Origin of the sequence: Streptococcus cristatus (assembly GCF_003944225.1) — a bacterium.
GTDB lineage: Bacteria > Bacillota > Bacilli > Lactobacillales > Streptococcaceae > Streptococcus > Streptococcus cristatus_K.
On record NZ_RJPN01000010.1, the window covers coordinates 1 to 23,116 of the forward strand.

General features: G+C 43.2%; 21 protein-coding genes and 1 pseudogene. All 22 read right to left on the bottom strand.

The window, feature by feature from the left end; genetic code table 11:
- The coding region (locus D8797_RS08735) for an SHIRT domain-containing protein (protein ID WP_125380287.1) at positions 1–4,137 on the bottom strand (4,137 nt) is incomplete at its 3' end.
- A 288-nt stretch (positions 4,138–4,425) separates the two neighbouring features.
- Positions 4,426–5,154 carry a metallophosphoesterase gene (locus D8797_RS08740; protein ID WP_125380290.1) on the bottom strand — a complete coding sequence of 243 codons (729 nt, stop codon included), beginning with the start codon at positions 5,152–5,154 and terminating at the stop codon, positions 4,426–4,428.
- A gap of 52 nt (positions 5,155–5,206) precedes the next feature.
- A complete protein-coding gene (gene recN / locus D8797_RS08745) occupies positions 5,207–6,865 on the bottom strand; it encodes a DNA repair protein RecN (RefSeq protein ID WP_125380293.1) in 1,659 nt (552 codons plus the stop codon).
- Positions 6,866–6,873: 8 nt separating this feature from the next.
- Positions 6,874–7,305 carry an arginine repressor gene (locus tag D8797_RS08750; RefSeq protein ID WP_061911447.1) on the bottom strand — a complete coding sequence of 144 codons (432 nt, stop codon included), beginning with the start codon at positions 7,303–7,305 and terminating at the stop codon, positions 6,874–6,876.
- Positions 7,289–8,113, bottom strand: coding sequence for a TlyA family RNA methyltransferase (locus tag D8797_RS08755; RefSeq protein ID WP_061911448.1), 825 nt, complete (start codon positions 8,111–8,113; stop codon positions 7,289–7,291). The genes D8797_RS08750 and D8797_RS08755 overlap by 17 nt, the downstream gene beginning before the upstream one ends.
- Complete coding sequence (locus D8797_RS08760; RefSeq protein WP_125380296.1) at positions 8,106–8,981, bottom strand: polyprenyl synthetase family protein; 876 nt, start codon at positions 8,979–8,981, stop codon at positions 8,106–8,108. Before D8797_RS08760 ends, D8797_RS08755 begins: the two co-directional genes overlap by 8 nt.
- Positions 8,978–9,190 carry an exodeoxyribonuclease VII small subunit gene (locus D8797_RS08765; protein ID WP_125373740.1) on the bottom strand — a complete coding sequence of 71 codons (213 nt, stop codon included), beginning with the start codon at positions 9,188–9,190 and terminating at the stop codon, positions 8,978–8,980. Before D8797_RS08765 ends, D8797_RS08760 begins: the two co-directional genes overlap by 4 nt.
- Positions 9,168–10,508 (bottom strand): exodeoxyribonuclease VII large subunit, encoded by a 1,341-nt coding sequence (xseA, locus tag D8797_RS08770; RefSeq protein WP_125380298.1) that lies wholly within the window; start codon positions 10,506–10,508, stop codon positions 9,168–9,170. Before xseA ends, D8797_RS08765 begins: the two co-directional genes overlap by 23 nt.
- A gap of 100 nt (positions 10,509–10,608) precedes the next feature.
- Positions 10,609–10,833, bottom strand: a complete 225-nt coding sequence (locus D8797_RS08775; RefSeq protein ID WP_125373738.1) for a helix-turn-helix domain-containing protein — start codon at positions 10,831–10,833, stop codon at positions 10,609–10,611.
- A 222-nt stretch (positions 10,834–11,055) separates the two neighbouring features.
- Positions 11,056–11,898 carry an NAD(P)H-hydrate dehydratase gene (locus D8797_RS08780; protein WP_125380301.1) on the bottom strand — a complete coding sequence of 281 codons (843 nt, stop codon included), beginning with the start codon at positions 11,896–11,898 and terminating at the stop codon, positions 11,056–11,058.
- Between the two features lie 931 nt (positions 11,899–12,829).
- Positions 12,830–13,540, bottom strand: a complete 711-nt coding sequence (locus D8797_RS08785) for an ABC transporter ATP-binding protein (RefSeq protein WP_005589511.1) — start codon at positions 13,538–13,540, stop codon at positions 12,830–12,832.
- Positions 13,540–14,304, bottom strand: coding sequence for an ABC transporter ATP-binding protein (locus tag D8797_RS08790; RefSeq protein ID WP_005589509.1), 765 nt, complete (start codon positions 14,302–14,304; stop codon positions 13,540–13,542). The genes D8797_RS08785 and D8797_RS08790 overlap by 1 nt, the downstream gene beginning before the upstream one ends.
- Positions 14,304–15,257 carry a branched-chain amino acid ABC transporter permease gene (locus D8797_RS08795; protein WP_125380304.1) on the bottom strand — a complete coding sequence of 318 codons (954 nt, stop codon included), beginning with the start codon at positions 15,255–15,257 and terminating at the stop codon, positions 14,304–14,306. The genes D8797_RS08790 and D8797_RS08795 overlap by 1 nt, the downstream gene beginning before the upstream one ends.
- A 3-nt stretch (positions 15,258–15,260) precedes the next feature.
- Positions 15,261–16,142 (bottom strand): branched-chain amino acid ABC transporter permease, encoded by an 882-nt coding sequence (locus tag D8797_RS08800; protein WP_005589506.1) that lies wholly within the window; start codon positions 16,140–16,142, stop codon positions 15,261–15,263.
- Between the two features lie 139 nt (positions 16,143–16,281).
- On the bottom strand, positions 16,282–17,442 hold the full coding sequence (locus D8797_RS08805) for an ABC transporter substrate-binding protein (RefSeq protein WP_061911462.1): 1,161 nt from the start codon (positions 17,440–17,442) through the stop codon (positions 16,282–16,284).
- 99 nt (positions 17,443–17,541) lie between these two features.
- The gene (locus tag D8797_RS08810; RefSeq protein WP_015605184.1) at positions 17,542–17,811 is read right to left on the bottom strand and encodes a DUF2129 domain-containing protein; all 270 of its coding nucleotides are present in this window, start codon (positions 17,809–17,811) and stop codon (positions 17,542–17,544) included.
- Between the two features lie 87 nt (positions 17,812–17,898).
- Positions 17,899–18,489 carry an ATP-dependent Clp protease proteolytic subunit gene (locus tag D8797_RS08815; protein ID WP_125380307.1) on the bottom strand — a complete coding sequence of 197 codons (591 nt, stop codon included), beginning with the start codon at positions 18,487–18,489 and terminating at the stop codon, positions 17,899–17,901.
- 171 nt (positions 18,490–18,660) lie between these two features.
- Complete coding sequence (upp, locus tag D8797_RS08820) at positions 18,661–19,290, bottom strand: uracil phosphoribosyltransferase (protein WP_015605186.1); 630 nt, start codon at positions 19,288–19,290, stop codon at positions 18,661–18,663.
- 144 nt (positions 19,291–19,434) lie between these two features.
- Positions 19,435–20,943, bottom strand: a complete 1,509-nt coding sequence (ftsY, locus tag D8797_RS08830; protein ID WP_125380310.1) for a signal recognition particle-docking protein FtsY — start codon at positions 20,941–20,943, stop codon at positions 19,435–19,437.
- 3 nt (positions 20,944–20,946) lie between these two features.
- Positions 20,947–21,765, bottom strand: a complete 819-nt coding sequence (locus tag D8797_RS08835) for a Cof-type HAD-IIB family hydrolase (RefSeq protein WP_015605188.1) — start codon at positions 21,763–21,765, stop codon at positions 20,947–20,949.
- Positions 21,765–22,556, bottom strand: coding sequence for a Cof-type HAD-IIB family hydrolase (locus D8797_RS08840; RefSeq protein ID WP_015605189.1), 792 nt, complete (start codon positions 22,554–22,556; stop codon positions 21,765–21,767). The genes D8797_RS08835 and D8797_RS08840 overlap by 1 nt, the downstream gene beginning before the upstream one ends.
- A gap of 332 nt (positions 22,557–22,888) precedes the next feature.
- Positions 22,889–23,116, bottom strand: a pseudogene (locus tag D8797_RS08845) (nucleoside deaminase); the annotation flags it as partial.

The window sequence follows — 23,116 nt, forward strand, 5'->3', positions numbered from 1 at the left end:
AGAGGCACCATTCACATATGTTGCACTGTCGCTTGGTGTCAATGCTGCGATGGCTGCTGGAAGAGCTTTATCTGCTGTCTCGCTCTCGAAACGATAAGTGGCTTGATACTTCTTGGCTTCAAAGGCCCACTTACCGACGAAAGCTACATCGGACTTGTTGACAACTGCATTAGCTGCGTCATAACCCTTGAAAGTCCAAGTGCCATCATTCACTGGGTCTGTGTAGGTGGTTTGAGATGGTTGTTGAGCNGAAACAGAGGCACCATTCACATATGTTGCACTGTCGCTTGGTGTCAATGCTGCGATGGCTGCTGGAAGAGACTTACCTGCTGTCTCACTCTCGAAGCGGTAAGTAGCTTGATACTTGTTAGCTTCAAAGGTCCATTTTCCTACAAACTCAACATCGGCCTTGTTGACAACGGCGCTAGCTGCGTCATAGCCCTTGAAGGTCCAAGTACCGTCGTTCACATCATCTTTGTGAGTCTTTGTTGTCGGCTCTTCTGCAAAAACTCTCGTCCCATTAAAGTAAGTTGAGCTGTCTTTTGGTGCTTTCTTCTGGATAAATTCAGGCAAATCAACACCAGCCGTTTCGCTTTCAAAAGTATAGCTTACATGATGCGGTCTAGGCGTTGCTTCCCAGATACCTGTAAATGTCACGCGCTTGCCATTATAGGTCGCATTCTTCTGATCGTAACCTTTGAAGGTCCAGACATAGTCTTTTTCTTCTTCAACTACTGATTCTTTAGCAGGTTGTTTGGCTACAATGGTGTCTCCAACCTTATAAGAAGCCTCATCACTTGGCAGCATTCCCAAAATATTTTGTGGCAATGGAACACGCGCGTCAGAAGATTTGAATACATATTCTGGATTTGGAGTAGGCACCCAGCTTCCAAGGAAAGTCTGTCTGCCTTTTGCTACAACGATTTTTTCTTTATCGTATCCTGCAAATGTCCAAGTTACCTTGTTTGCTGTATCAACATAAGTCGTTTCACTTGGTTGCTCAGCATCTACTTCTGTAAGGAACAGACCGCCCATCTTATAATCAATTGGGTTTTTCGGAGTCAACTTGGTGATATGATCTGGTAATACGAAATCAGGATTAGTTGATTGGAACTGATAGTCTATACCATTTGGCGTAAAGGTCCAAGCTCCTGTGATGGTCTTCACTTTCGTACCTGCAATAGCTTTTCCGTATTTATCCGCATCAAAACCATGGAAGGTCCATGTACCTGTCGGAACAGTTACTGTAGATATGTCGAGTTTGCTTGCATCTTTGTAATCGTCAGCTCGTCCAACGAAATCAGTGCCAGCTGGAAGCATCTCGCGAATCTTATTTGGAAGAGGATAAGCAGGAGTCGAGTTAGTAAATTTATACTCTACCCTATAGATCGTATCAGACTGATTGGTAGGAACCAAAATCCATTTCCCTCTAAAGATAACGTCTCCTGCCTCGACGGTTTTCACACGTGGAGAAATAGTCGTATTATCATCTTCATAGTAGTCATCAAAGACCCAAGTTCCTCTGCCATCAGGATCCTCAAATCTTGTTTTAGATGGCATTTTAACGCGAGCTTTTTCACCCTTGACAAATTCTCTTTCGTAAGTGATTAGATTATACAAAGTTGATGGCGGATAGATCGTTTGACCAGAATCATCTTTTGAATCTGTATAGAAGTCATAGTAAACACTATGCTTGGTCGGTAAAAATTTCCAATGAACCGTGTAGGTAGAATCCTCATCGTCAGCTGGCTTCTCAACTTCCTCCTTTTGCTGAGGAATCTGCTGAGCAACCCATGTACCATCATTTTCATTATCGACGTATGAACTGAGATATTGAATTTCATTAAAGACATTGGCAGAATAATCTGATGGAGAAGTCGTGATAGGAGCAGGGATTTGTGCCTTCAAATCATCAGGAATGGTCTTCCCTGGAGTATCACTCACAAAGTCAAAGGAAACTGTCTTATCTCTGTGTGGTGTGAAGGACCAGCTACCTGTAAAGAGGACGCCAGCTTTATTGACTACCTTTTCATCCTTGTCATAGCCTTCAAATTTCCAAGTACCTTTATTCTCAAAGTCCATGTAAGTCGTCTTCTCAGGTTTTTTTGCCTGAACAGTAGCACCATCAACATATGTCTCTGTGCTGATTGGCGGGAAGGTTCTGAGTCCATCTGGTAGAGCTAGGCTAGGGTCTTTGCTGACATACTCATAGTTTTCTGGGTACTTTTTCTCTTCAAATGTCCAAGTACCTGTGAACTTGAGATTCCATCCATCGTGCTCCCAGTCGCTCACTGGTTTTTTAGTAAAATCGTAGCCTTTAAAGTGCCAAGTCCCCTTCTTGTCCTTATCTTCATAGGTTTCTTGAATTGGTCTAACAGACTGAACTATATCCTTGCCTTTCGGGTATTTCTTTCTATCTGCATACGCCCACTCATCCATATAAACAGGCTTCAGATTATTAATCTCAGCAGGTAGTTCTTTGCCAGCCGTTCCACTGACAAACTCATAAGTCGGTTTCCGAGGAACTGGTGTAAATTTAAACATCAATGGTATTGTAACTTTTGGTATTTCCCCATATGTAGCCGCCCGCTCTAGTTCACGACTGAAGGTTAAATCTACTACATCTTCCTCAAAGGTCCAATTTCCTTCATTTTCCGCATCATAAAAGGGTTTGTAGACACCTTGAACTTCATCGTAGCGAAGCAAGGCTGCTCGCGTATCCAGTATATCTTTAGGTAAATACTCATCACGTTTATCAAACTGATTGAGAGAAAGTTTGTAATCGTATAGCTTACTTTCTAGATCTTTTATCTCCTTAGGAAGAGGTAATCTATATTCGTCACGTGAGGTCTTAGGACTACTTGGTAAATGATAAAAATTCTCAAAATCGTGCTGGTTCATAGGCTTGTAGGATACAGTGACATCCTCAAAGTATTTCCAAGTTCCTACGAACTCTACATCGCCATTGTTTGCCACTTTACTTGGAGCATCAAAGCCAGTCAAAGCCCAATAGCCTTTTCGGTTAGGATATTCTTCTGAAGTATAAAAAACATAGTGAAATTCTTGTGCTTTTACTACTTCACCCTCAGCAAATCTTCTTTTATCTTCTGGGCTCCAATTTGCAACATAAGATGGCGGAGTTTTCCCAGGTGATCCATTAACCGATCTATAGGTAGCCTTGTATGGTGTTGGTGTATATTCCCACTTACCTGTGAAGAAAACATCATCTTTGTCAATCACCTGACTATCATGGTCATAGCCCTTAAAGGTCCATCTACCACTTCCATCATACTCTACATAAGTTGTTTCAGTTGGCTGGATGGCCTTTACTTTATCGCCCTTTTTGTAGATTTTTGTGTCTTCTGGCTTCAAGTAGTTCAGAGTAAGCGGAGTTGTTTTTCCTGGTGTAGCACTTTCAAACTCATAAAGTGCTGAGCGAGGAGTTTTATCCTGATCTGGGATGAACTTTGGATTTTTATCACGAAGACCAGAATTGACAAAGTTCACGAGATTGCGATAAACTTTATCAATTTCTTCTTGCTTTGTTGCAGTTTGAAGCACACCATCAGCAGCCATCATTACGCCATTCAAGATTTCTAGACTATCGTCTGTCTTACTTGAAAAGTCCTTGCTGCGCAAGTTTTTGAGGTAGTTCTCTAAAGCGCTCTTGTTTAGACTTGCATTTGCTGAAGCAGGTTGAGCAGTGGCTGCAGCTGGTTGGCTTGTGCCTGTAGCTGGCTGAGCATTTTTAAAAATAGTCGAATCTGTCGCTTGACTTGCCTCTGTCTCAGCAGGCGTAGCAGATTTCAATGAGGCTTGGTTATCCCCTTGCGTTTCTGTCTGTGCTGGCGCAGGAACTGTTGTTGTGATAGCCTCTTTACTTTCTACTTGCACGGGTGCAGAAGGCGTTACTGAGACAGTCTCTTGAGTTTCTGTTTTCGCTGGTTCAGAAGTTCCCACCGAGACTTGTTTTTCTGACTTGTGTTCCACTTGAGCTGTAGCCACAAGCTCATCCGCATGGGCAACTTGACCCGCTCCAATCGCTGCGGGTGCAAACAAAAATCCAATCGCAAGTGATACAGTAGCAACTGATAATTTGCGGATTGAATACTTTATCTTTCTATCCTGAAAAAACATCTTTTCCTCCTTTTTGTTTTTCGATAACTATTATAGCATAAAGAAGAGGAATTGCATATATTTTGAATTATTATTTAAGGGTTTATGATTACTTATAGGATAGGAAATTTAACCTATATAACTATATGCATTGGCCTATTTTTTTCAGCAAAAATTATCTCATCCAAACAAAAAAATTGAAAAAGATAGCTAGGCTACGCTTCTTCAATCTTTTTGATTTCTTTCTATTGGCAGGGAATATTCGAGACGCTAGTAAGTTAAACTATTTTGGCATTTGTAGATACCTTCTCAGTCCTCCGCAGCAAAACCATCATTTTTGATGGCATACTGCTCTATGATGCCATTATCACCAAAAAGAATACCATGGAGGACTCCACCATAAACAGCTCCGCCATCCATGCCAATCTTGCCATCCTCAGTCATCCATAGCTGATCAGTTCCCGACGCTTCATGCAAGAGATAAAATGTCGGTGTATGACCAAAGACAATCCTTTTGCCAGTCTGATTGCTGCCTTCGTGAAAAGGCGCGCGAATCCAAACCTTTTGATAATCACTGGTCTCTCGCCAGTCTTTCAGTTCCAAATCTAGGCCAGCATGGACAAAAATGTACTGCTCTGTCTCCAATAGGAAAGGCATCTGGCGAATAAAATCTACTAAATCTACCGCCTCCGTCTTGACACGTTCCGCGTCTGCTAGTCCATCTACAGGAGCATTGAGAGGTCGACCTAAAAGCGAATTGATCGTCGTATCCCCGCCATTGCGTCGGTAGTGTTCATAAGACTTTTCAGGATTGTCCAGCCAAGTCAGAAACATATACTCATGATTGCCAGAAAGACAGATAGCTCCTTTCTGCTTCACTAGATCCTTGACCCGCTCCAAAACTGCTCGGCTGTCCTCGCCACGATCGATCAAATCGCCTAGAAAGACTAGTTGGCTGCGACCGTCCCAGTGCTGGAGTAATTCATCAAGCATACCAGCCTTGCCATGGACATCACCGATTGCAAAATATTCTGTCATACGCGCCACCTTCTAAAGGAGACCGAAACACTAGTGTCTCAGTCTCGCTTGTTTATTTCTTTAATAATTCTTTGGCTTGAGTCAAAGCAGCCTCCGTCACATCTTCGCCAGCCAGCATCTTAGCAACTTCCTGAACACGCTCGTCAGCCGTCAGCAGGCGAACCGTTGAGACGGTCGAATTCTCATCCGAAATCTTCTCAATAAAGAACTGATAATCGGCAATCGCAATGACCTGCGGCAAATGGGAAATGGCCAATACTTGTCCATTGGAGCCAATCTTGTGAATCTTCTGAGCAATAGCCTGAGCCACTCGGCCAGAAACACCCGTATCCACTTCGTCAAAGACAATGCTGGTCTTGCCTTCCTTACGAGAAAAGGCCGATTTGATCGCCAACATGAGACGGGAGAGCTCCCCACCAGACGCAACCTTCACCAGAGGTTTGAAATCCTCGCCAGGATTGGCTGAGATGTAAAACTCTACTTGCTCATTGCCTTCACGGTTGAACTTGCCCTTAGTGAACTGCACTTTAAAGCGCGCCTTTTCCATGTAGAGGTCCTGCAGCTCTTGCTTGATTTCTGCTTCCAGCTGGACTGCTAGGCCGTGACGAGCCTGACTCAGCTCCTGGGCCAGCTCTACCAGCTCTCTCTCCAAGGCTTTCAGCTCTCGGTCCATATCCTCTGAGGACAAGTTGCTACCAGTTAAAAGGCTGTATTCTTTGGAAATCTGAGCAAAGTATTCTAGCACATCATCTACTTGGCCACCGTATTTACGGGTGATACTGTTAATCAAGTCTAGGCGACTCTCCACCTGCAGCAAACGATCTCCGTCAAAGTCCAGTCCATCCAAAATATCCTCTAGGCGCTTGCTGACATCTTCCAAGACATAATAAGTCTCTGACAAGCTGCCGGAAAGCTCCTTGTAGGCTGGATCGTAATCCTCGATAGACTCAAGGTCATTCATAGCTGAGCGGACATTGGTCAGACTGGAAAAATCTTCATTATCCAGCATGGTATAGGCGTTGGTCAGCGTATCAGCAATGAGCTTGTGGTTGAGCAAACGATCTCGTTCCTGATTCAAGGCAGTATCTTCACCGCTTTTTAGGGCTGCACTTTCGATCTCCGCCATCTGGAACTCCAGCATCTCAATTCTGGCCTTATGCTCCTGCTGGTTTTTCTGCAGAGTCAGGACTTGCTTGCGCAGGCTTCGATAGCGGTCAAAGGTTTCCTGATAGCGGCCTTTGAGATGCAAAAAGTCTGCTGATCCAAACTCATCTAGCATGGCAATATGAAGCTGAGATCTCATCAGCTCTTCTTGATCGTGCTGACCATGAATATCCACCAAATGCTGACCGACAGCCTTTAGAACAGATAAATTAACCATCTGACCATTGATACGGCTGACACTGCGGCCGTTTTGTAGAATTTCCCGACGGATAATCAGCTCATCGGTCAGCTCCCAGCCTTGCTCCTCAAAAATCTCCCGCAAAGCTCTGCTATTTTCCAGCGAAAAAAGTCCCTCTATCTCAGCTTTGGGTGCCCCATGACGAATAACATCCGTCGTAGCACGGCTGCCCAGCATCATGTTCATCGCGTCAATAATGATAGACTTGCCGGCTCCGGTTTCCCCGGTCAACACGGTCATACCCTGCTCAAAATTAAGGGAAATCTCCTCAATAATGGCAAAATTTTTAATCGAAATTTCTAATAACATAGACTTTCCTACCAATTATTGATTTCAGCCGTGACTTTTTGGGCTGCACTTTCACTCACTGCAACGACTAAGATACTGTCATTATCCGCAATGATGCTGAAAATTTCCTCAGCAAATTCTTTACTCAGGTGGCGTTTGACCACCGCTGCACTACCCGGTACTAGGTTAAGATTGAGCATATTTCCTAGATTTTGACAGGACAAAATATTATTTTCTGCTAACTTCAGACTATTGGTAGCTGTTTTGGGAAGCTCATAGATATAGGTATTATCTTTAAAAGGGATTTTTACGATCCCTAGCTCCTTGATATCTCGTGAAACCGTTGCCTGTGTCGCTGTAATCCCAGACTCCCTGAGATGTTCTACAATTTCCTCTTGGGTGCCAATCTCAAACTCGCTGACAAATCGTCTGATTTTCTCTAATCTATCCTTCTTCTTCATCTTTAAATTCCCTGTGGGCTGCCTCTACGACAGCAACTAAGTCTTGCTCCAGCTCATTTTTCGGCTGTTCACTTTTCTCCAAAAAGGCTAAAAATTCAACATTGCCATGCCCGCCTTGAATTGGAGAAAAATCCAAACCTTTTACTGAAAAACCTGCTTCCAGCATAAAGGCTGTCACAGTTTCCAACACCGCCAAATGAACTTTCTTGTCCTTGATAATCCCCTTCTTACCAATCTGCTCGCGGCCAGCCTCAAACTGAGGCTTGATCAAAGCCACGACCTGACCTCCCTCTTCTAAAATCTGATAGAGGGCCGGCAAAATCAAGCTAAGCGAGATAAAGCTAACATCAATGCTGGCAAAGCTGGGCCGAAAGTCAAAATCAGCTGGCTCCGCATAGCGAAAATTGAACTGCTCCATGCTGACAACCCGTTCGTCTTGGCGGAGTTTCCAGGCTAACTGGTTGGTGCCGACATCAACAGCATAGACTAGTCGTGCTCCCGCCTGCAACATGACATCGGTAAATCCTCCAGTTGAAGCTCCGATATCCAAGGCCACTCGGTCTGCCACTGAAAGGCCAAACACTTGCAAAGCCTTTTCTAATTTTAGGCCGCCCCGACTGACATACTTGAGTTTTTCTCCCTTGAGCTTGAGCTCTGTTCCATCATCGATTTTTTCACCCGGCTTATCAAAGCGCTCTCCATTCGCAAGTGACACGACCAGACCAGCCATTACTCCACGCTTGGCCTGTTCTCGAGTCTCAAAGAGTCCTTGTCGATAAGCCAGTACATCCACTCTTTCCTTAGCCATCCAGTCTCAAACTTTCTATTATTTTTTGAATTTCTTTAGCTGAAAAATCACTTTCTTTTTCTAGTTGCTCCAGTAGACTTTTCGCTTGTTCCAGTGTTTCATCGAAAAAAGCTCTAGCTCCATCCAAACCTAGTAAAGCTGGATAGGTTGATTTCTCAGCCGCCAGATCCTTCTGCGGTGTCTTACCGATCTGCTCAAAACTAGCCGTCACATCTAAAATATCATCCCGCACCTGAAAAGCCAAACCCAAGAACTCTCCCGCTTGACGGAGCTTCCCTAGGACGGATTGACCAGCCTGAGCAATGATCCCCGCCGCTACAAAAGGATAGGCCAAGAGCTTGCCTGTCTTATTGGCATGGATGGTCTGGAGCTGATCCATGGTCAACTTGCGACCTTCGCCCTGCATGTCCAAAACCTGTCCAGCTACCATGCCAAAAGATCCAGCCGCCAAAGACAGCTCTGCTATCAGATCCACCTTGACCTGACTAGGTAGCTCTGACATTGCCACCAAACCATAAGGATCCAAAAAGAGAGAATCTCCCGCCAAAATGGCCATATCCTCCCCAAATTTCTTGTGGCTGGTCAGACGGCCTCGGCGATAGTCATCATTATCCATAGCTGGCAAATCATCATGGATCAGGCTGCCAGTGTGAATCATCTCCAGAGCTGCTGCCACCTGAAAGTGAGCGGGAGTTAATTCCAGACCAAAGCCCTCCAGCAACTCCAAAAGCAAGAGAGGGCGGATCCGCTTGCCACCAGCCTCGGCAGAATAGAGAATGGTCTCAGTCAAATCCGCTGACACTTCCTTGTTTTGATAAAAATCTTGAATCGTCAGGCCAATTTGCCTGATTTTAAACTCTCTTGTCATGCCATATCCGTTTCCGTGCCATCCGCCTGCATGACCTTGACCAAGGTCTTCTCTGCCTGATCCAGCGTCTTTTGCAAGTCTTTAGACAGCTGCATGCCCTTCTGGAATTCAGCGATGGCCTCTTCCAAGGCCACATCCCCATTTTCCAGCTTCTGGACAATAGCTTCCAAATCAGCTAAGTTTTCTTCAAATTTTTTGTCTTTTGACATCTTTTACCTCAACTTGGACCTGACCATCCCGCATGAGAATGGTCAGCTGGTCCTTCTCCTTAATATCCTGACTGGACTCGATTACTGTTTCATTTTTTTGGATAATAGCGTAGCCCCGCGCCACGATTCGACTGGTATCCAGCATGAGTAGCGCATCCGACAGCCGCTTAACTTCAGCCACCTTATGGTCATAGATAACCGCCATATTGCTACGCAACAAGCGTTCTTGCTGACGAACCTGCTCCTGATAGCGCTGCACCTGCCGCAGAGGTGACAGAGAATCTAAGCGGTGACAGAGAATCTTGACCTGCTGGACTTCTTCATTATAATATTCGCGAATTTTTTGCTTTAAACGCAGATTGAGCTGGTCTAACTTTTGCAGATAGCCATCATAAAGTCGCTCTGGCTGCCGAAAAATAACAGAGGCAGCCAGCTTGTGCAAGCGTTCTCGCTGGTAAGCCAGACGATTTGCAGCTGCATTGGACAGACGATTTTGCTGCTGGCTCAAATGCCCCAGAAGATCCAGCTTTGTGACTGGCGTCGCCAATTCAGCAGCGGCTGTGGGAGTTGCTGCTCGTCGGTCCGCCACAAAGTCAGCAAGAGTCGTGTCCGTTTCATGCCCCACACTGGAAATGATCGGAATCCGAGACTCAAATATGGCTCGTACGACAATTTCCTCATTAAAAGCCCAAAGATCCTCGATGGACCCGCCGCCCCGACCAATAATCAAAACATCCAAATCTTCTCGCTCATTGGCTCGACGGATATTAGCCGCCACCTCGGCGGCAGCTCCCTCTCCCTGAACCTTGGTCGGATAAAGCAGGATATCCACGCCTGGAAAACGACGGCTGACTGTCGTGATAATATCTCGGATAACAGCTCCGCTAGGACTGGTCACCACCCCAATTTTCTTAGGAAACTGAGGCAAGGCTTGTTTAAACTTATCTTGGAAAAGACCTTCTTCTCCCAGTTTTTTCTTGAGTTGCTCGAACTGAACAGCCAAGGCGCCAATGCCGTCTGGCTCAGCCTTTTCAATGACAATCGAATATGACCCACTTGGCTCATAGAGCTGGACACGGCCAATGACATTGACCTTCATGCCCTCTTCTAGTTCAAAACCAAGCTTTTTATAAACACCTGACCAAATATTCGCCTGAATAACTGCCTTCTCATCCTTGAGGGAAAAATACTGGTGATTGGGGCGCTTGCGAAAATTAGAGACCTGACCTGTCAGATAAACCCGCTCCAAATAAGGATCACGGTCAAACTTCATCTTCAGATAACGGGTCAAGGTCGAAACCGATAAATAATCTGGCATGTCGCTCCCTTTCTATTTTCTAGTATTCGCGTAACTTTTATTATACCAAAAAATGGAGGAAGTCAGTGATTCCAAGTTCCTGATTTTCATCATAAAATCACTATCGCTTGGTACTTTCTTTGATAATTTGATACATTTCGATGTGCAACTGTTGCGCAATGAATTCTAAGGTTAGTAAACTAGGAATCGAATCGCCTGCCTCGATCCTAGCAAGCTGTCTGACTGTCAAACGAGTCTCATCTTCACACAGCAATTCCCTTGTCATTTTACGTTGTTCCCTTAATTCTCTAATTTTTTTTCCAATTGCTATCCTTAACTCTGACATAACACTTTTTGCACTTATCCATTTCTGCTAAATTGTATAATATTAACTCTCATACTTTATTATTATTATAGCACAAAAAAGGGTTCTATCATATTAACTTTTTTTATATATATTGAAAAAATAGATCATGTGAAAAAGAAGAAAAATCCTAGTTTTCCCCAGTCACGACAAGATTTCCAAAATCACAAAAAGAGACTCGAATTTTTCCAAGTCTCCCAAGATTTATTGACTCAAATTCTTCATCCAAGTTGGAATTCGTTGACTCAATTCTGTCGGTAATACCACATAAACCTCTTTGGCTAATTCATCCGCAATGGCTGAATGCAAGTAGGTCGCAGCTGTTACTCTTTCAAAAAGTGAAACCTGCTCAAATTGACCGGCAAAGCCGGCAATCATTCCTGCCAAGGTATCTCCCATACCGCCAGTTGCTTGATAGGGGCCACCAACCTGCAGTTGATAAACATCCTTTTCCCCACTCTGAAAAACTCGTGTCCCATTCCTTTTCTGTACAACTAGAGTTCCCTTAGGAAATTGATCAACAGCCTTTTGGCTAGATTTCTCGTCCTGCGACTCGATGGGCAGGCCAGACAAGCTTTCCCATTCTTTCTGGTGAGGGGTAAAAATTGTCTGGGAGTTTGGAAAAGGCAGAGCTTGTTTGGCAAAAAGCGAGATAGCGCCCCCATCCATAATCAAGATTTGTTGCTTGTTTACAAGCTGTAAAACCAGCTTCAGAACCGATTTCTCTAAAGAATTTTCAGCAAAACCCGGTCCGATTAAAATAACAGTAGCCTTGCGGATCTGCTCCATCAGCCGCTCTTGTTCCCGCAAATCAAAGGCCATAGCCTCTGGCAAATGAGCATGGAGAGCGGGAATATTTTCCCGTTCAGTTGCAACAGTCACCAAACCAGCTCCGCTCCTTACTGCGGCCAAAGTAGCCATGATAATAGCTCCTCCATAGGGATAGGTCCCGCCAATCAAGAGCAGGCGACCATAGTCGCCTTTATGGCTGTCTGGCGATCGATTTATAATAACCTTTTTCAAAAGCCTGTCACTGACTAGTTTCATCTTTTATCCTCTATAATTATTTAAATGTTTTCAAAAACCAATATTAGCCGCCCAAGCACATCAGGCAAAGAAATTCGATTGCTATTTTCTATTCCTGATAAGCGCATATCTTTATTAAATTCTAGTTGCATAAGAGAAAGGTGCCGAACCGAACAAAAAGCATTATCTTTTGTCACTTCAAAATCAAAAGCTAAAATGACCCTCCATCTCACCAGTTATCCCAATAAGCATATCCTATACTTTGACAAATTATTTCCGAAATTTCCAATCTTTATTTCGACCCGAGCAATTTTCTTCTCCCATATTTTACCATATTTTCGCTCGATACTTAAAATGAAGAAATAAATTCAGAGAAAAGGCCATGTAGAACCGTTGCATCGGTTACTAGCATAGCGATTAAAAAATAAAAACTTCCACCAAAGAAAACTATACCACGAAACTCTAGTCTCATCTAAAAAGCCCCAGCGGATTTTTAAAAACATGCAACTGCTAATGTAACTTTTTAGTTGTAACCAAAAACGGCTATCGGCTTATCCAAACAAATAAATTTATCTTGAAAACAAAAAAGGTCCACTGGACCTTAATAAGCGAAAACTCGCTGCCGAGAGTTCCCATCTGCAGCCTGAAACAATCTCTCAGATTTTGACGAAAACCTCGTTTTCTTTATCCGCAACTTAAAAAGGTCCACTGGACCTTTTCTAAATGTTAAGTTACTATCATAACTTTCTATCAACAACCTAAAAATGTCTCCCAGACATTTTGACGAAAACCTCGTTTTCTTTATCCGCAACTTAAAAAGGTCCACTGGACCTTTTCTAAATGTTAAGTTACTATCATAACTTTCTATCAACAACCTAAAAATGTCTCCCAGACATTTTGAAGAAAACTCTGTTTTCTTTATCTGCAACTTAAAAAGGTCCACTGGACCTTTTTAACCACCTAGATATGCTTTGCGGACTTCGTCAGAAGCGAGAAGCTCTTGACCTGTTCCAGATAGAACGATTTTTCCAGTTTCAAGAACATAACCACGGTCTGCGATGGATAGTGCTTTATTGGCATTTTGCTCAATCAAAAGCACAGTTGTCCCCTGCTTTTGGATATCTTGAATGATATCAAAGATTTCTTGAATGAAGATTGGAGCCAGCCCCATTGATGGCTCATCCAAGAGCAAGAGCTTAGGAGTAGACATGAGCGCTCGACCCATAGCCAACATCTGCTGCTCACCACCTGAAAGGGTTGCAGCATCTTGGTTTTTACGCTCTTCCAAGCGTGGGAAACGAGAGAAGACCTTTTTGAGATTGGCTTGATTTTCTTCACGATTTTTCTTAAGAAAAGCTCCCATTTCAAGGTTCTCCAAGACAGTCAAACCTGGGAAAATATGGCGCCCTTCTGGAACCTGTGAAAGCCCCGCAGCCACAATCTTTTGAGCAGGCACTTTTTGAATTTCATTACCTAAAAATTCAATCTTCCCAGCACTTGGGCGAACCAAACCAGAGATCGTGCGGAGGATAGTCGTTTTCCCAGCACCATTGGCACCGATAAGGGAAACTACTTCTCCTTCGTTGACTTCAAAGCTGACATCACGGACAGCCTGAATCATGCCATAGTGGACAGATAGATTTTCAACTTTGAGCATAGACATTAGGCTTCACCTCCTAGATAAGCTTCAATAACGCGTTTGTCATTCTTAATCTCATCTGGTGTGCCGTGGGCAATCAAGCGACCGTATTCTAGTACGTAGATGCGCTCAGTTACTTCCATAACCAGACTCATATCATGCTCAATCAGCATGATGGTAATGTTAAATTCATTTTTAATCCGACGGATCAGGGCAGTCAGCTCAGCAGTTTCCTGTGGATTCATCCCAGCAGCTGGCTCATCCAAGAAGAGAATCTTTGGCTCTGTAGCAAGCGCTCGGACAATCTCCAGACGGCGCTGTTGACCATAAGCCAAATTTTTAGCCAAGGTTTCTGCTTCCTTATCCAAGTCAAAGATAGCCAGCAATTCCAGAGCTTTTGCTTTCAATTCCTCTTCATTTTTATAAAATGCTGGAAGGCGGAAGAAAGAAGCCAGCACATGAGGTTTATGGTGATTACCAAAAGCAATCAACACATTGTCCAAGACTGTCAAATCTTTAAAAAGACGGATATTTTGGAAAGTCCGGCTGAGACCCAGTGTTGCAATTTTGTAAGGTGTTTTGCCATTCAGCAAATGACCATCCAAAGTAACCGTTCCCTCACTCGGTTCATAAACACCTGTCAAAAGGTTGAAAAGAGTTGTTTTTCCAGCACCGTTAGGCCCGATAAGACCGACCAGTTCCCCTTCGTTTAATTCCAGAGTTACGTCACTAACAGCTGTTAGTCCTCCAAAATTTTTGGTTAATTTTTTTACATCAAGAAGTGCCATTATTCTTTGACCTCCTTATTCTTTTTAAAGAGCTTAGACAGGCTCAGTTCCCAAGTACCCAGCAAGCCGCCTGGACGGAAAATCATCACCAAGATTAAGGCAAGTGAATAAACGATCATCCGAACGCTTGAGATATCTTGTAAAAGCATATTGAGGATACCCAATACCACTGCCGCAACGATTGCTCCAGTCATTGATCCAAGACCACCAAAAACAACGATAATCAAGACATTGATTGTATTGATAAAGGAATAGTCTTTTGGTACAACAGAACCGACAAATCCAGCCTGCAAAGAACCTGCAATAGAAGCTGTAATGGCTCCAAAAACGAAAGCAATGACTTTAATTTTTGTTGTATTGACACCGACAGACTCTGCCGCAATCTCGTCCTCGCGAACAGACAAGGTGCTACGTCCGATAGGACTGCGGAGGAAGTTAAGAGTCAAAATAGTTGTAATTACGACAAAGACATAAACCAACTGCCAAGAGGTAAAGTTAGGAATGGATAGGATACCTGCCGCACCATTAGTCAGGTCACCTCCATTGACAATCAAAATCCGGATAATTTCAGAAACACCCAGCGTCGCAATTGCCAAATAGTCTCCCTTTAAGCGCAGGGTTGGGATACCAACAAGCAGAGCTACTGCACCTGCAATCACAGCGCCAACCAACATAGCAATAAAGAAAGTCCCATAGTTTGGAGACTTAGAGCCCATGATAGCTACTGCATAGGCACCAATGGCCATAAAGCCAGCATGCCCAAGAGAGAATTGCCCAGAAAAACCAACGATAAGATTGAGACCAACGGCCAAGATAATATTAATCCCAATCTGCTCAAAGATTTGCAGATAGAAAGGATTGAGAATACCTGTGCTAGCAAGCACTGTCATCAATAGATAGCCAAAGAGGATCAGAGCAAGCCATAACGCATTTACTTTTAAATTATTTTTCATACATTACACCTTCTCTTTCACATTTTTACCTAGAATACCAGCTGGACGAACCAATAGAATGATAATCAAGATCGCATATACAATCGCATCACGGAAATCTGACAGTCCAACTGCTGTTGCAAAAGTTTCCAAGAGACCGATTACAAAACCACCCAAAGCTGCCCCTGGGATGATACCAATTCCTCCCAAAACTGCCGCAACGAAGGACTTGATACCTGGTGTCATTCCCATCAGTGGTTCAAGTGAGTTGTAGTAAAGAGCAATCAGCACCCCTGCTGCTCCAGCCAAGGCTGAACCCAAAGCAAAAGTAAAGCTGATCGTACGATTGACATTAATCCCCATCAGCTGGGCAGCATCGCTATCCACGGAAACGGCCCGCATGGCTTTACCCATTTTCGTCTTTTGCACAATAAACTGCAAACCAACCATGAGTAAAATAGAAATTCCCAAAATCATTAGTTGAATATTGGAAATTGAAATTGGCCCAAGCGTATAACGCACTGTTTTAATCACTTGAGGGAAGGAACGAGTATTGGCACCTACAAAGAAGACCATCCCGTACTCCAAGAGGAAAGAAACCCCAATTGCTGTGATCAAAGCTGCAATCCGTGTTGAATTGCGCAAAGGGCGATAGGCTAAGAACTCAATCACTACACCAAGGATCGCTGTTCCAACCATAGATAAAATAAGGGCTACAAAGAAGTTTAGGTGAAGGGTGTTAATCAGGTAATATCCCATAAAAGCACCAATCATATAAATGTCTCCATGCGCGAAATTAATCAGTTTGATAATTCCATAAACCATGGTATAACCCAAGGCTAGAAGCGCATAAACACTCCCCAAAATCAATCCATTAGCCAATTGCTGAAGAAATTGTTCGAGCATTCCACACCACTCTTTCTAATATAAAATAAGAGCAGAAACAACAATCTCAGACGAAGCCTTGTCTTGCCGTCTCTACTCAAACATCATAAGCAAGTAAGAAACAAGTCAAAGACTGGGTTTGTCCCCAGCCTCAGACCCTTTATTCAGGTTTAACTGTTTCAACAGTTTCTACTTTACCATCTTTCAAACCAATCATCAAGGCTGTCTTCACAGGATTGTGATCTTTATCGATGGTAATAGATCCAGTAACTCCTTCAAAGTCTTTTAACTTAGCAAGGTTATCTTTAATATCTACAGATGTTTTTGCACCCTTAGATGCTTCTGCTGCCATATAAACTGCGTCATATGAAAGGGCTGCAAACATTGAAGGTTCTTCGTTATATTTAGCTTTGTAAGCTGCAACGAATTTCTTCGCTTTATCTGTCATGTCACCTGAAGTTGAGAAACCAGATACATAATAAACATTAGTTGCCGCTGCTGGAGTTGCTTGCTCAACAAACTTGGCATCGCTAAATCCATCAGGTCCAACGATTGTTTGGTTAATTCCCAAACCACGCGCTTGGTTCACCAGTTTACCAGCTTCTGTGTAATAACCTGGCACAATCAGTGCATCAAAGTCTTTACCTTTGATTTTTGTCAAAGCAGCTTGGAAGTCTGAGTCACCAGAAGCGAAAGTTTCTGTCGCAACGATTTCACCCTTATATTCTTTCTTGAAAGCTTCTGCCATTCCTTTTGCATAATCGCTTGAATTATCATAGTAAAGAACGACTTTTTTAGCTTTCAAAGTATCTGTTACATATTTAGAAATGATTTTACCTTGGTAACCATCGGTAAAGGTTGCACGGTACAAATAATCTTGTTTATTTGTCAAATCATCTTGTGTTGCACTTGGTGTTACCAAAGGAACTCCTGCTTTACCAGCATTTGCAATTGCGGCAGCTACGGCACCTGAAGTTGCAGGACCAATGATTGTGTTAACTTTGTCTTGAGTTACCAAGCTTGTAGTAATAGTTGCGGCTTCTGCAGTTTCTGATTTGTTGTCTTTATCAGTTACTTCGATCTTTTTGCCGTCCACACCACCAGCTGCGTTGATTTCATCAACAGCAAGTTGGGCACCGTGTTGTTCTGCAGTACCGTAAGCCGCTACAGCGCCAGTTTCTTCAAAGTTGAAACCGAATTTAAGTGTTTTACCGATTTCTGTTCCAGTAGCAGATGAGTTGTTTGTAGAAACTTCCCCACAGGCTGCTAGAAGCGCAGCACTAGCAAAAGCTACAAGCGAAAGTGCAAATTTTTTCTTCATGAATAATCTCCTCTATTTTGTTTTTTGCTATGTTTGCAAATGATATAGTAAGAATATACCGAATTATCTGACAATTGTCAACCCAAAGAAGCCATTTTTTTAAATAATAGCGTTTTCTTGGTTTCTAAATAAACTTCCAACAAAATTCGTATCCAGATTTTGGATCTCGCAAGTCTGGATTTTTTTGATATAGGACTCTTTTGACAGGCTCTCCTTCAGAGAATCCGCCTGATCTTTTGCCACATAAAGCTGCAAATAACGGTGTTTCTTAGAATGATAAATAATATCTCCAACATGAGCCAGCTTCTTTGCATCGCGATTATAGTATAGATGAATGATGAAACCCATTCGTTCCTCTTTTTTAAACATGACAATCCTCTCTGGTCATTTGTACTCTATTGATTATATCAAAAAAAGCCCGCAAATGGGGCATTTTTTCCTAGTTATAAATGAAAACTAGCTAAGATTATTATTAGCCATGATTTCATCGATGAAACCATATTCCAAGGTTTCTTGAGCACTCATCCAGTAATCACGTTCGGCATCTGCGTGAATTTGCTCAACCGATTTACCAGAATTATCAGCAAGAATTTGCTCCAAGGTCTTACGAGTCTTGAGCAAATNCTCTGCTGCAATGGCCATATCTGTTTGCTGAGTACCGCCACCAGTACCACCCATTGGCTGGTGGATCATATACTCTGCGTTTGGAAGCATGAATCGTTTGCCCTTAGCACCGCTAGAAGCAATGATAGTTCCCATGCTAGCTGCCATTCCCATGACAATCGTCTGCACATCAGACTTAATGAAGTTCATAGTATCTACAATCGCCAATCCCGCTGACACAGAGCCACCCGGAGTATTAACATAAAGATAGATGTCCTTGGTGCTGTCTTGTGCATCTAGGAAAAGCAATTGCGCAATAACAGAATTAGCCATATTGTCCTCAACAGGACCTGTCAGCATGATAATACGGTCTTTTAAAAGGCGTGAGTAAATGTCATAAGAACGCTCACCACGGCTGGTTTGTTCAATAACTACAGGAATCATGAATATTTTCTCCTTCATTCGATCTATTCATTATTATATCTTTTTGGTCAAAAAAGGTCAAATATTTGCTTTCTCTGTCGGATGACAGAAAGCAGCGCTGAGATTATCTTTGGTTTAGAAAGCACAAATCCACCGGTTTGGCAGAACTTTCCTTTTTGTAACTTCTAGCTATTATTTTGTACCAAAGAGGCGGTCACCAGCATCTCCGAGACCTGGAACGATGTAGCCGTGCTCATTAAGATGATCATCAAGGGCAGCAGTGAAAATATCTACATCAGGATGAGCATCCTGCAAGGCTTTAACACCTTCTGGAGCAGACACTAAGCAGACAAAGGTGATGTTGCTTGCGCCACGTTTCTTCAGAGAATCTACAGCCAAAATAGCAGATCCACCCGTAGCCAACATTGGATCGACAACAAAGATTTGACGTTGGTCAATGTCTTCTGGCAATTTTACCAAATATTCAACTGGCTTCAAGGTTTCTTCGTCACGGTACATTCCAATGTGGCCGACTTTAGCAGCAGGAACCAAGCTCAGGAGACCATCTACCATACCGATACCAGCCCGCAAGATTGGGACAATCGCCAATTTTTTCCCTGCAATCTGCTTTTGAACTGTTTTCGTAATTGGTGTTTCAATTTCTACATCTTCAAGTGGTAAATCGCGCAAAACTTCGTATCCCATCAGCATTGCGATTTCATCTACCAATTCACGAAAAGCTTTAGTAGAGGTATCTGTACGACGCAAGATAGACAATTTATGCTGAATTAGTGGATGAGCAATAACTTCAAGTTTTCCCATGATTGGATTTCCTTCTTTCATTTTATTCTTCTTATTATATCAAAAAAGAAGAAAAAAGGCTTGCAACAAGCAAACCTTTTCATCTATTTTGATTACTTTTTGATAGAAGAGTTTGATTTCAATTTAGGCTTTATTGATAGACTATTACACCAAACCTTCTAGGAGACCTCTCATAAAGTTCTCAGAGTTAAACTCGCCGATATCGTCAATTTTCTCGCCAAAACCAATCAGCTTCACTGGAATATCCAGTTCCTGACGAATGGCAAGCACAACACCACCGCGCGCAGTTCCGTCAATCTTAGTCAGGACAATACCTGTCACAGGCGTAATTTTTGAAAATTCTTTGGCCTGAACCAGCGCATTTTGACCAGTGGAAGCATCCAAAGCTAGGAAGGTTTCGTGCGGCGCTGCTGGATCCACCCGCTTGATAATGCGACCGATTTTTTCCAGCTCTGCCATGAGATTGTCCTTATTTTGCAAGCGACCTGCTGTATCAATCATGAGAATATCGACATTTTCAGCCTTGGCCCTTTCTAAACCGTCAAACACGACACTGGCTGGATCGCTCTTTTCTGGACCAGTCACAACAGGCACATCGACTCGGCGACCCCACTCAGCCAGCTGGGCAACTGCTCCAGCTCGGAAGGTATCTGCTGCCACCAGCATCACTTTTTTACCTTCTTGCTTGTATTTATAGGCCAATTTACCGATTGAGGTCGTCTTGCCTACGCCATTTACTCCGACAAAGAGCATGACAGTCAAACCGTTTTGGAAATTGATTTTTTCATTAAAGCGGCCATCTTTCTCATAGATATCGACCAATTTTTCAATGATTAGTTGGCGCAAGGCTTCTGGTTTCTTAGCATTTTCCAGGCGTGCTTCATAGCGCAAGTCCTCAGTTAGATTGGAAGCTACCTGCACACCGACATCACTGGTAATCAGCAATTCTTCCAAGTCTTCAAAGAAATCTTCGTCAACTGAGCGGAAATTAGCAAAGAAGGCATTGAGACGAGCACCAAAGCCAGTCCGCGTCTTTTTTAGACTGCGGTCATACTTGTCTTGAACACTCTCTTCTTGGTATTCAGTAGAACTCTCAGATGTTTCTGCGGGAGTCAGTTCTTCCTCTGCCTCTTCTCCATACTCGGTCGAGTCTACTTTTGAAGAAGTGCTTGCTTCCTGCTCACTAGATACTTCTTGCTCTGATTCGTAGTTAATTTGCTCTCTCGCTGCAGCCAAACGTTCCTGTAATTCTTGGTAATAATCTCTGCTTTCAGTCGCCGCTTCTGATTCGCTACTACTTTCCAACGCTTGATTTGCTGAAGTTTCAGACTGCTCTTCTGCCTCAGCCAAAACTTGTTCAGGACTTTCCTCGTCTTCAAGCACTGGTTCAGATAAGTCAGCTTGTTGAGTAGTTGGGGCAAATTCCTGCTCAGAAATTGCTGAATCTGTAGACTCTATCTTCTCTTCTAACACAGACTCTACTACCGGAGTTTCCGCTGTTTCTTCATTGGAAGCAGCAAGAGGCTGGGATTCTGCCTCAAATGGGACTTCAGTCTCTGTAGTCTGATAACTCTCCTCTGCCTGCTCCTCTAACTGGGGCTTTTCTTCAAGTTCCTCTTTTTTACGTCCAAAAAGACGGTCAAATAATCCCATTCTTTAGTTCTCCTTCAATACATATTTCCGAATGGCCCAAGCAACTGCATCTTCATCATTGGTCATCGGAGTGACAACTTCTGCGACTTCCTTGACTTCTGGCACAGCATTTTGCATGGCAACTCCTAGCCCAGCCCAAGCAATCATTGACAGATCATTGGCTTCGTCACCGCAGGCCATAACTTGGCTTTTATCAATTCCCAAGTGGGCAATCAGTTTCTCCAAACCAGTCGCCTTGTGGACATTTTTCGGTGACCATTCCAGCAGCATTTCCCGTGATTTGAAAATCTCATACTGGTCAAACAGTTCGGGCGCAATATGAGGAATGGCTGCATCCAGCGGTTCCTGAGCAAAGGCTGTGACGCACTTATTGTAGGTAATTTGGCTAGAAAGGTCTTCAAAAGCAATGGATTCAAAGTTCAGAGCTGGATTAAACTCCGCATAGAGCGATACTTGGTCTGATTGAATCTGATAAACCAAGCCCCCATCAATCGCATCCAGAGGCAGACCCAATTTCTCAGTCTCTTCATAAATTCTAGCTACATCATCGTAGGCAAAAACTGTTTTATCCAAAATTTCGCCTGTATTGCGCTGAACTAGACCACCATTAAAGGTAATGGTGTATTCATCTGCCTGACCATCAGTGCCCAGCTCATGCAGGAAAAATTCCATAGCCTTAAGCGGACGCCCTGTGGTCAATACAACTTTGACACCTTGCTGCTGAGCCGCTTTGAGCGCTGCCAGATTCCCTTGAGAAATCTTTTTATCCGTAGTCAAAAGCGTCCCGTCCAAGTCCAAAGCGATCAATTTAATATCAGCCATTATAAGCCCTCCATGTAGGTCATAACAGATTGGGCCGCATGGTGGCCAATCACTTCTTTCGCAACTGCCAAAATTTCCGGCCGTGCATTTTCTGGTGCAATCGGGTGCCCCACCACCTGCATCATATGCAGGTCATTGAGGTTATCGCCAAAAGCCATGACCTGGTCCATTTCTAGGCCTAGCTTCTTAGCTAGCTCGACAAGAGCCACGCCTTTATCCACATAGTCCAGCACGATATCAATCGACTTATAGCCTGTTGTCATCGCCTTGACACCTGCGACATTTTCATTGACCCAGGCTTCGCCGTCGGCCACTGTTTCTTCGCTGAAATTGGTCGTGAATTTAAAAATCTCGTCTGTAATCTCACTAAAATCAGCAACTTTTTGGATATTTTCATTATAATTAGCGCTGAAAGAGAGATAAGTCGGATCTACTGTCTCTAGCACATAACAGCCTTTTTTCCCTGTCAGAAGCAACTCATTGATATTGACAAAAGGCGACTCCTTAAGCTTGTCAAATACCTTTAGATAAAATTCTCTTGGCATGGTTGCTTCGTATAGATCTTTTCCTTGAAACTCTACTAGGCTACCATTTTCTGCGATAAAGATAATATCATCCCGAACTTCATGAAAGAGCTTCTCAAGAGAGAGAATCCCTCGACCACTGGCAACAGCAAAGTAGATGCCCTTTTCTCTAAACTGAGCTAGCAGGTGCTTGAGCCGCTCCATATCAAACTGACCCTTGTCATCTAAAAAAGTCCCGTCCATATCTGTGGCAATGAGTCTTATCATACAATTATCTCCTTTTTTGAATTAGGGGTGTGCAAAGGGCATTTAGGGTATGCATCTTTTAAGGATTTAGGCAACCCCCATCATTTCTCATCTCTGTTAATCCTTTATATTATATCATAAAACTAACACTTCATTCCACAGATGAAAAACAGTCAGATCATATTTCTATGACCTGACCGTTTTTGATATTGTTTATACTATATCTATTTACTTTTTTATTTTATAAAATAACATCACATAAACTTTTTATATATTTAGTTATCCTAAATTCAATTTATGTTTTGCTATTTGGCAAATACGTTCTGGCGAAGCGTGGTCTACAAACTGACTTAGCAGTCTTCGAGTCGCCAGCTTCCAAGGTGTTGGTTTGCCTGGCGAATGGCTTTGATTTCGGCGTGCAGCGTGGCGTCTTGTTCCTTTTCACGTAAGTTATGACCACGCCCAATAATTTCACCATTCAAGACCACGACAGCCCCGATTGGCACTTCCGCTTGGTCATAGGCTTTCTGCGCTTCCTTCAACGCTTCCCTCATAAAGAATTCTTTTTCATGAAGTTCCAT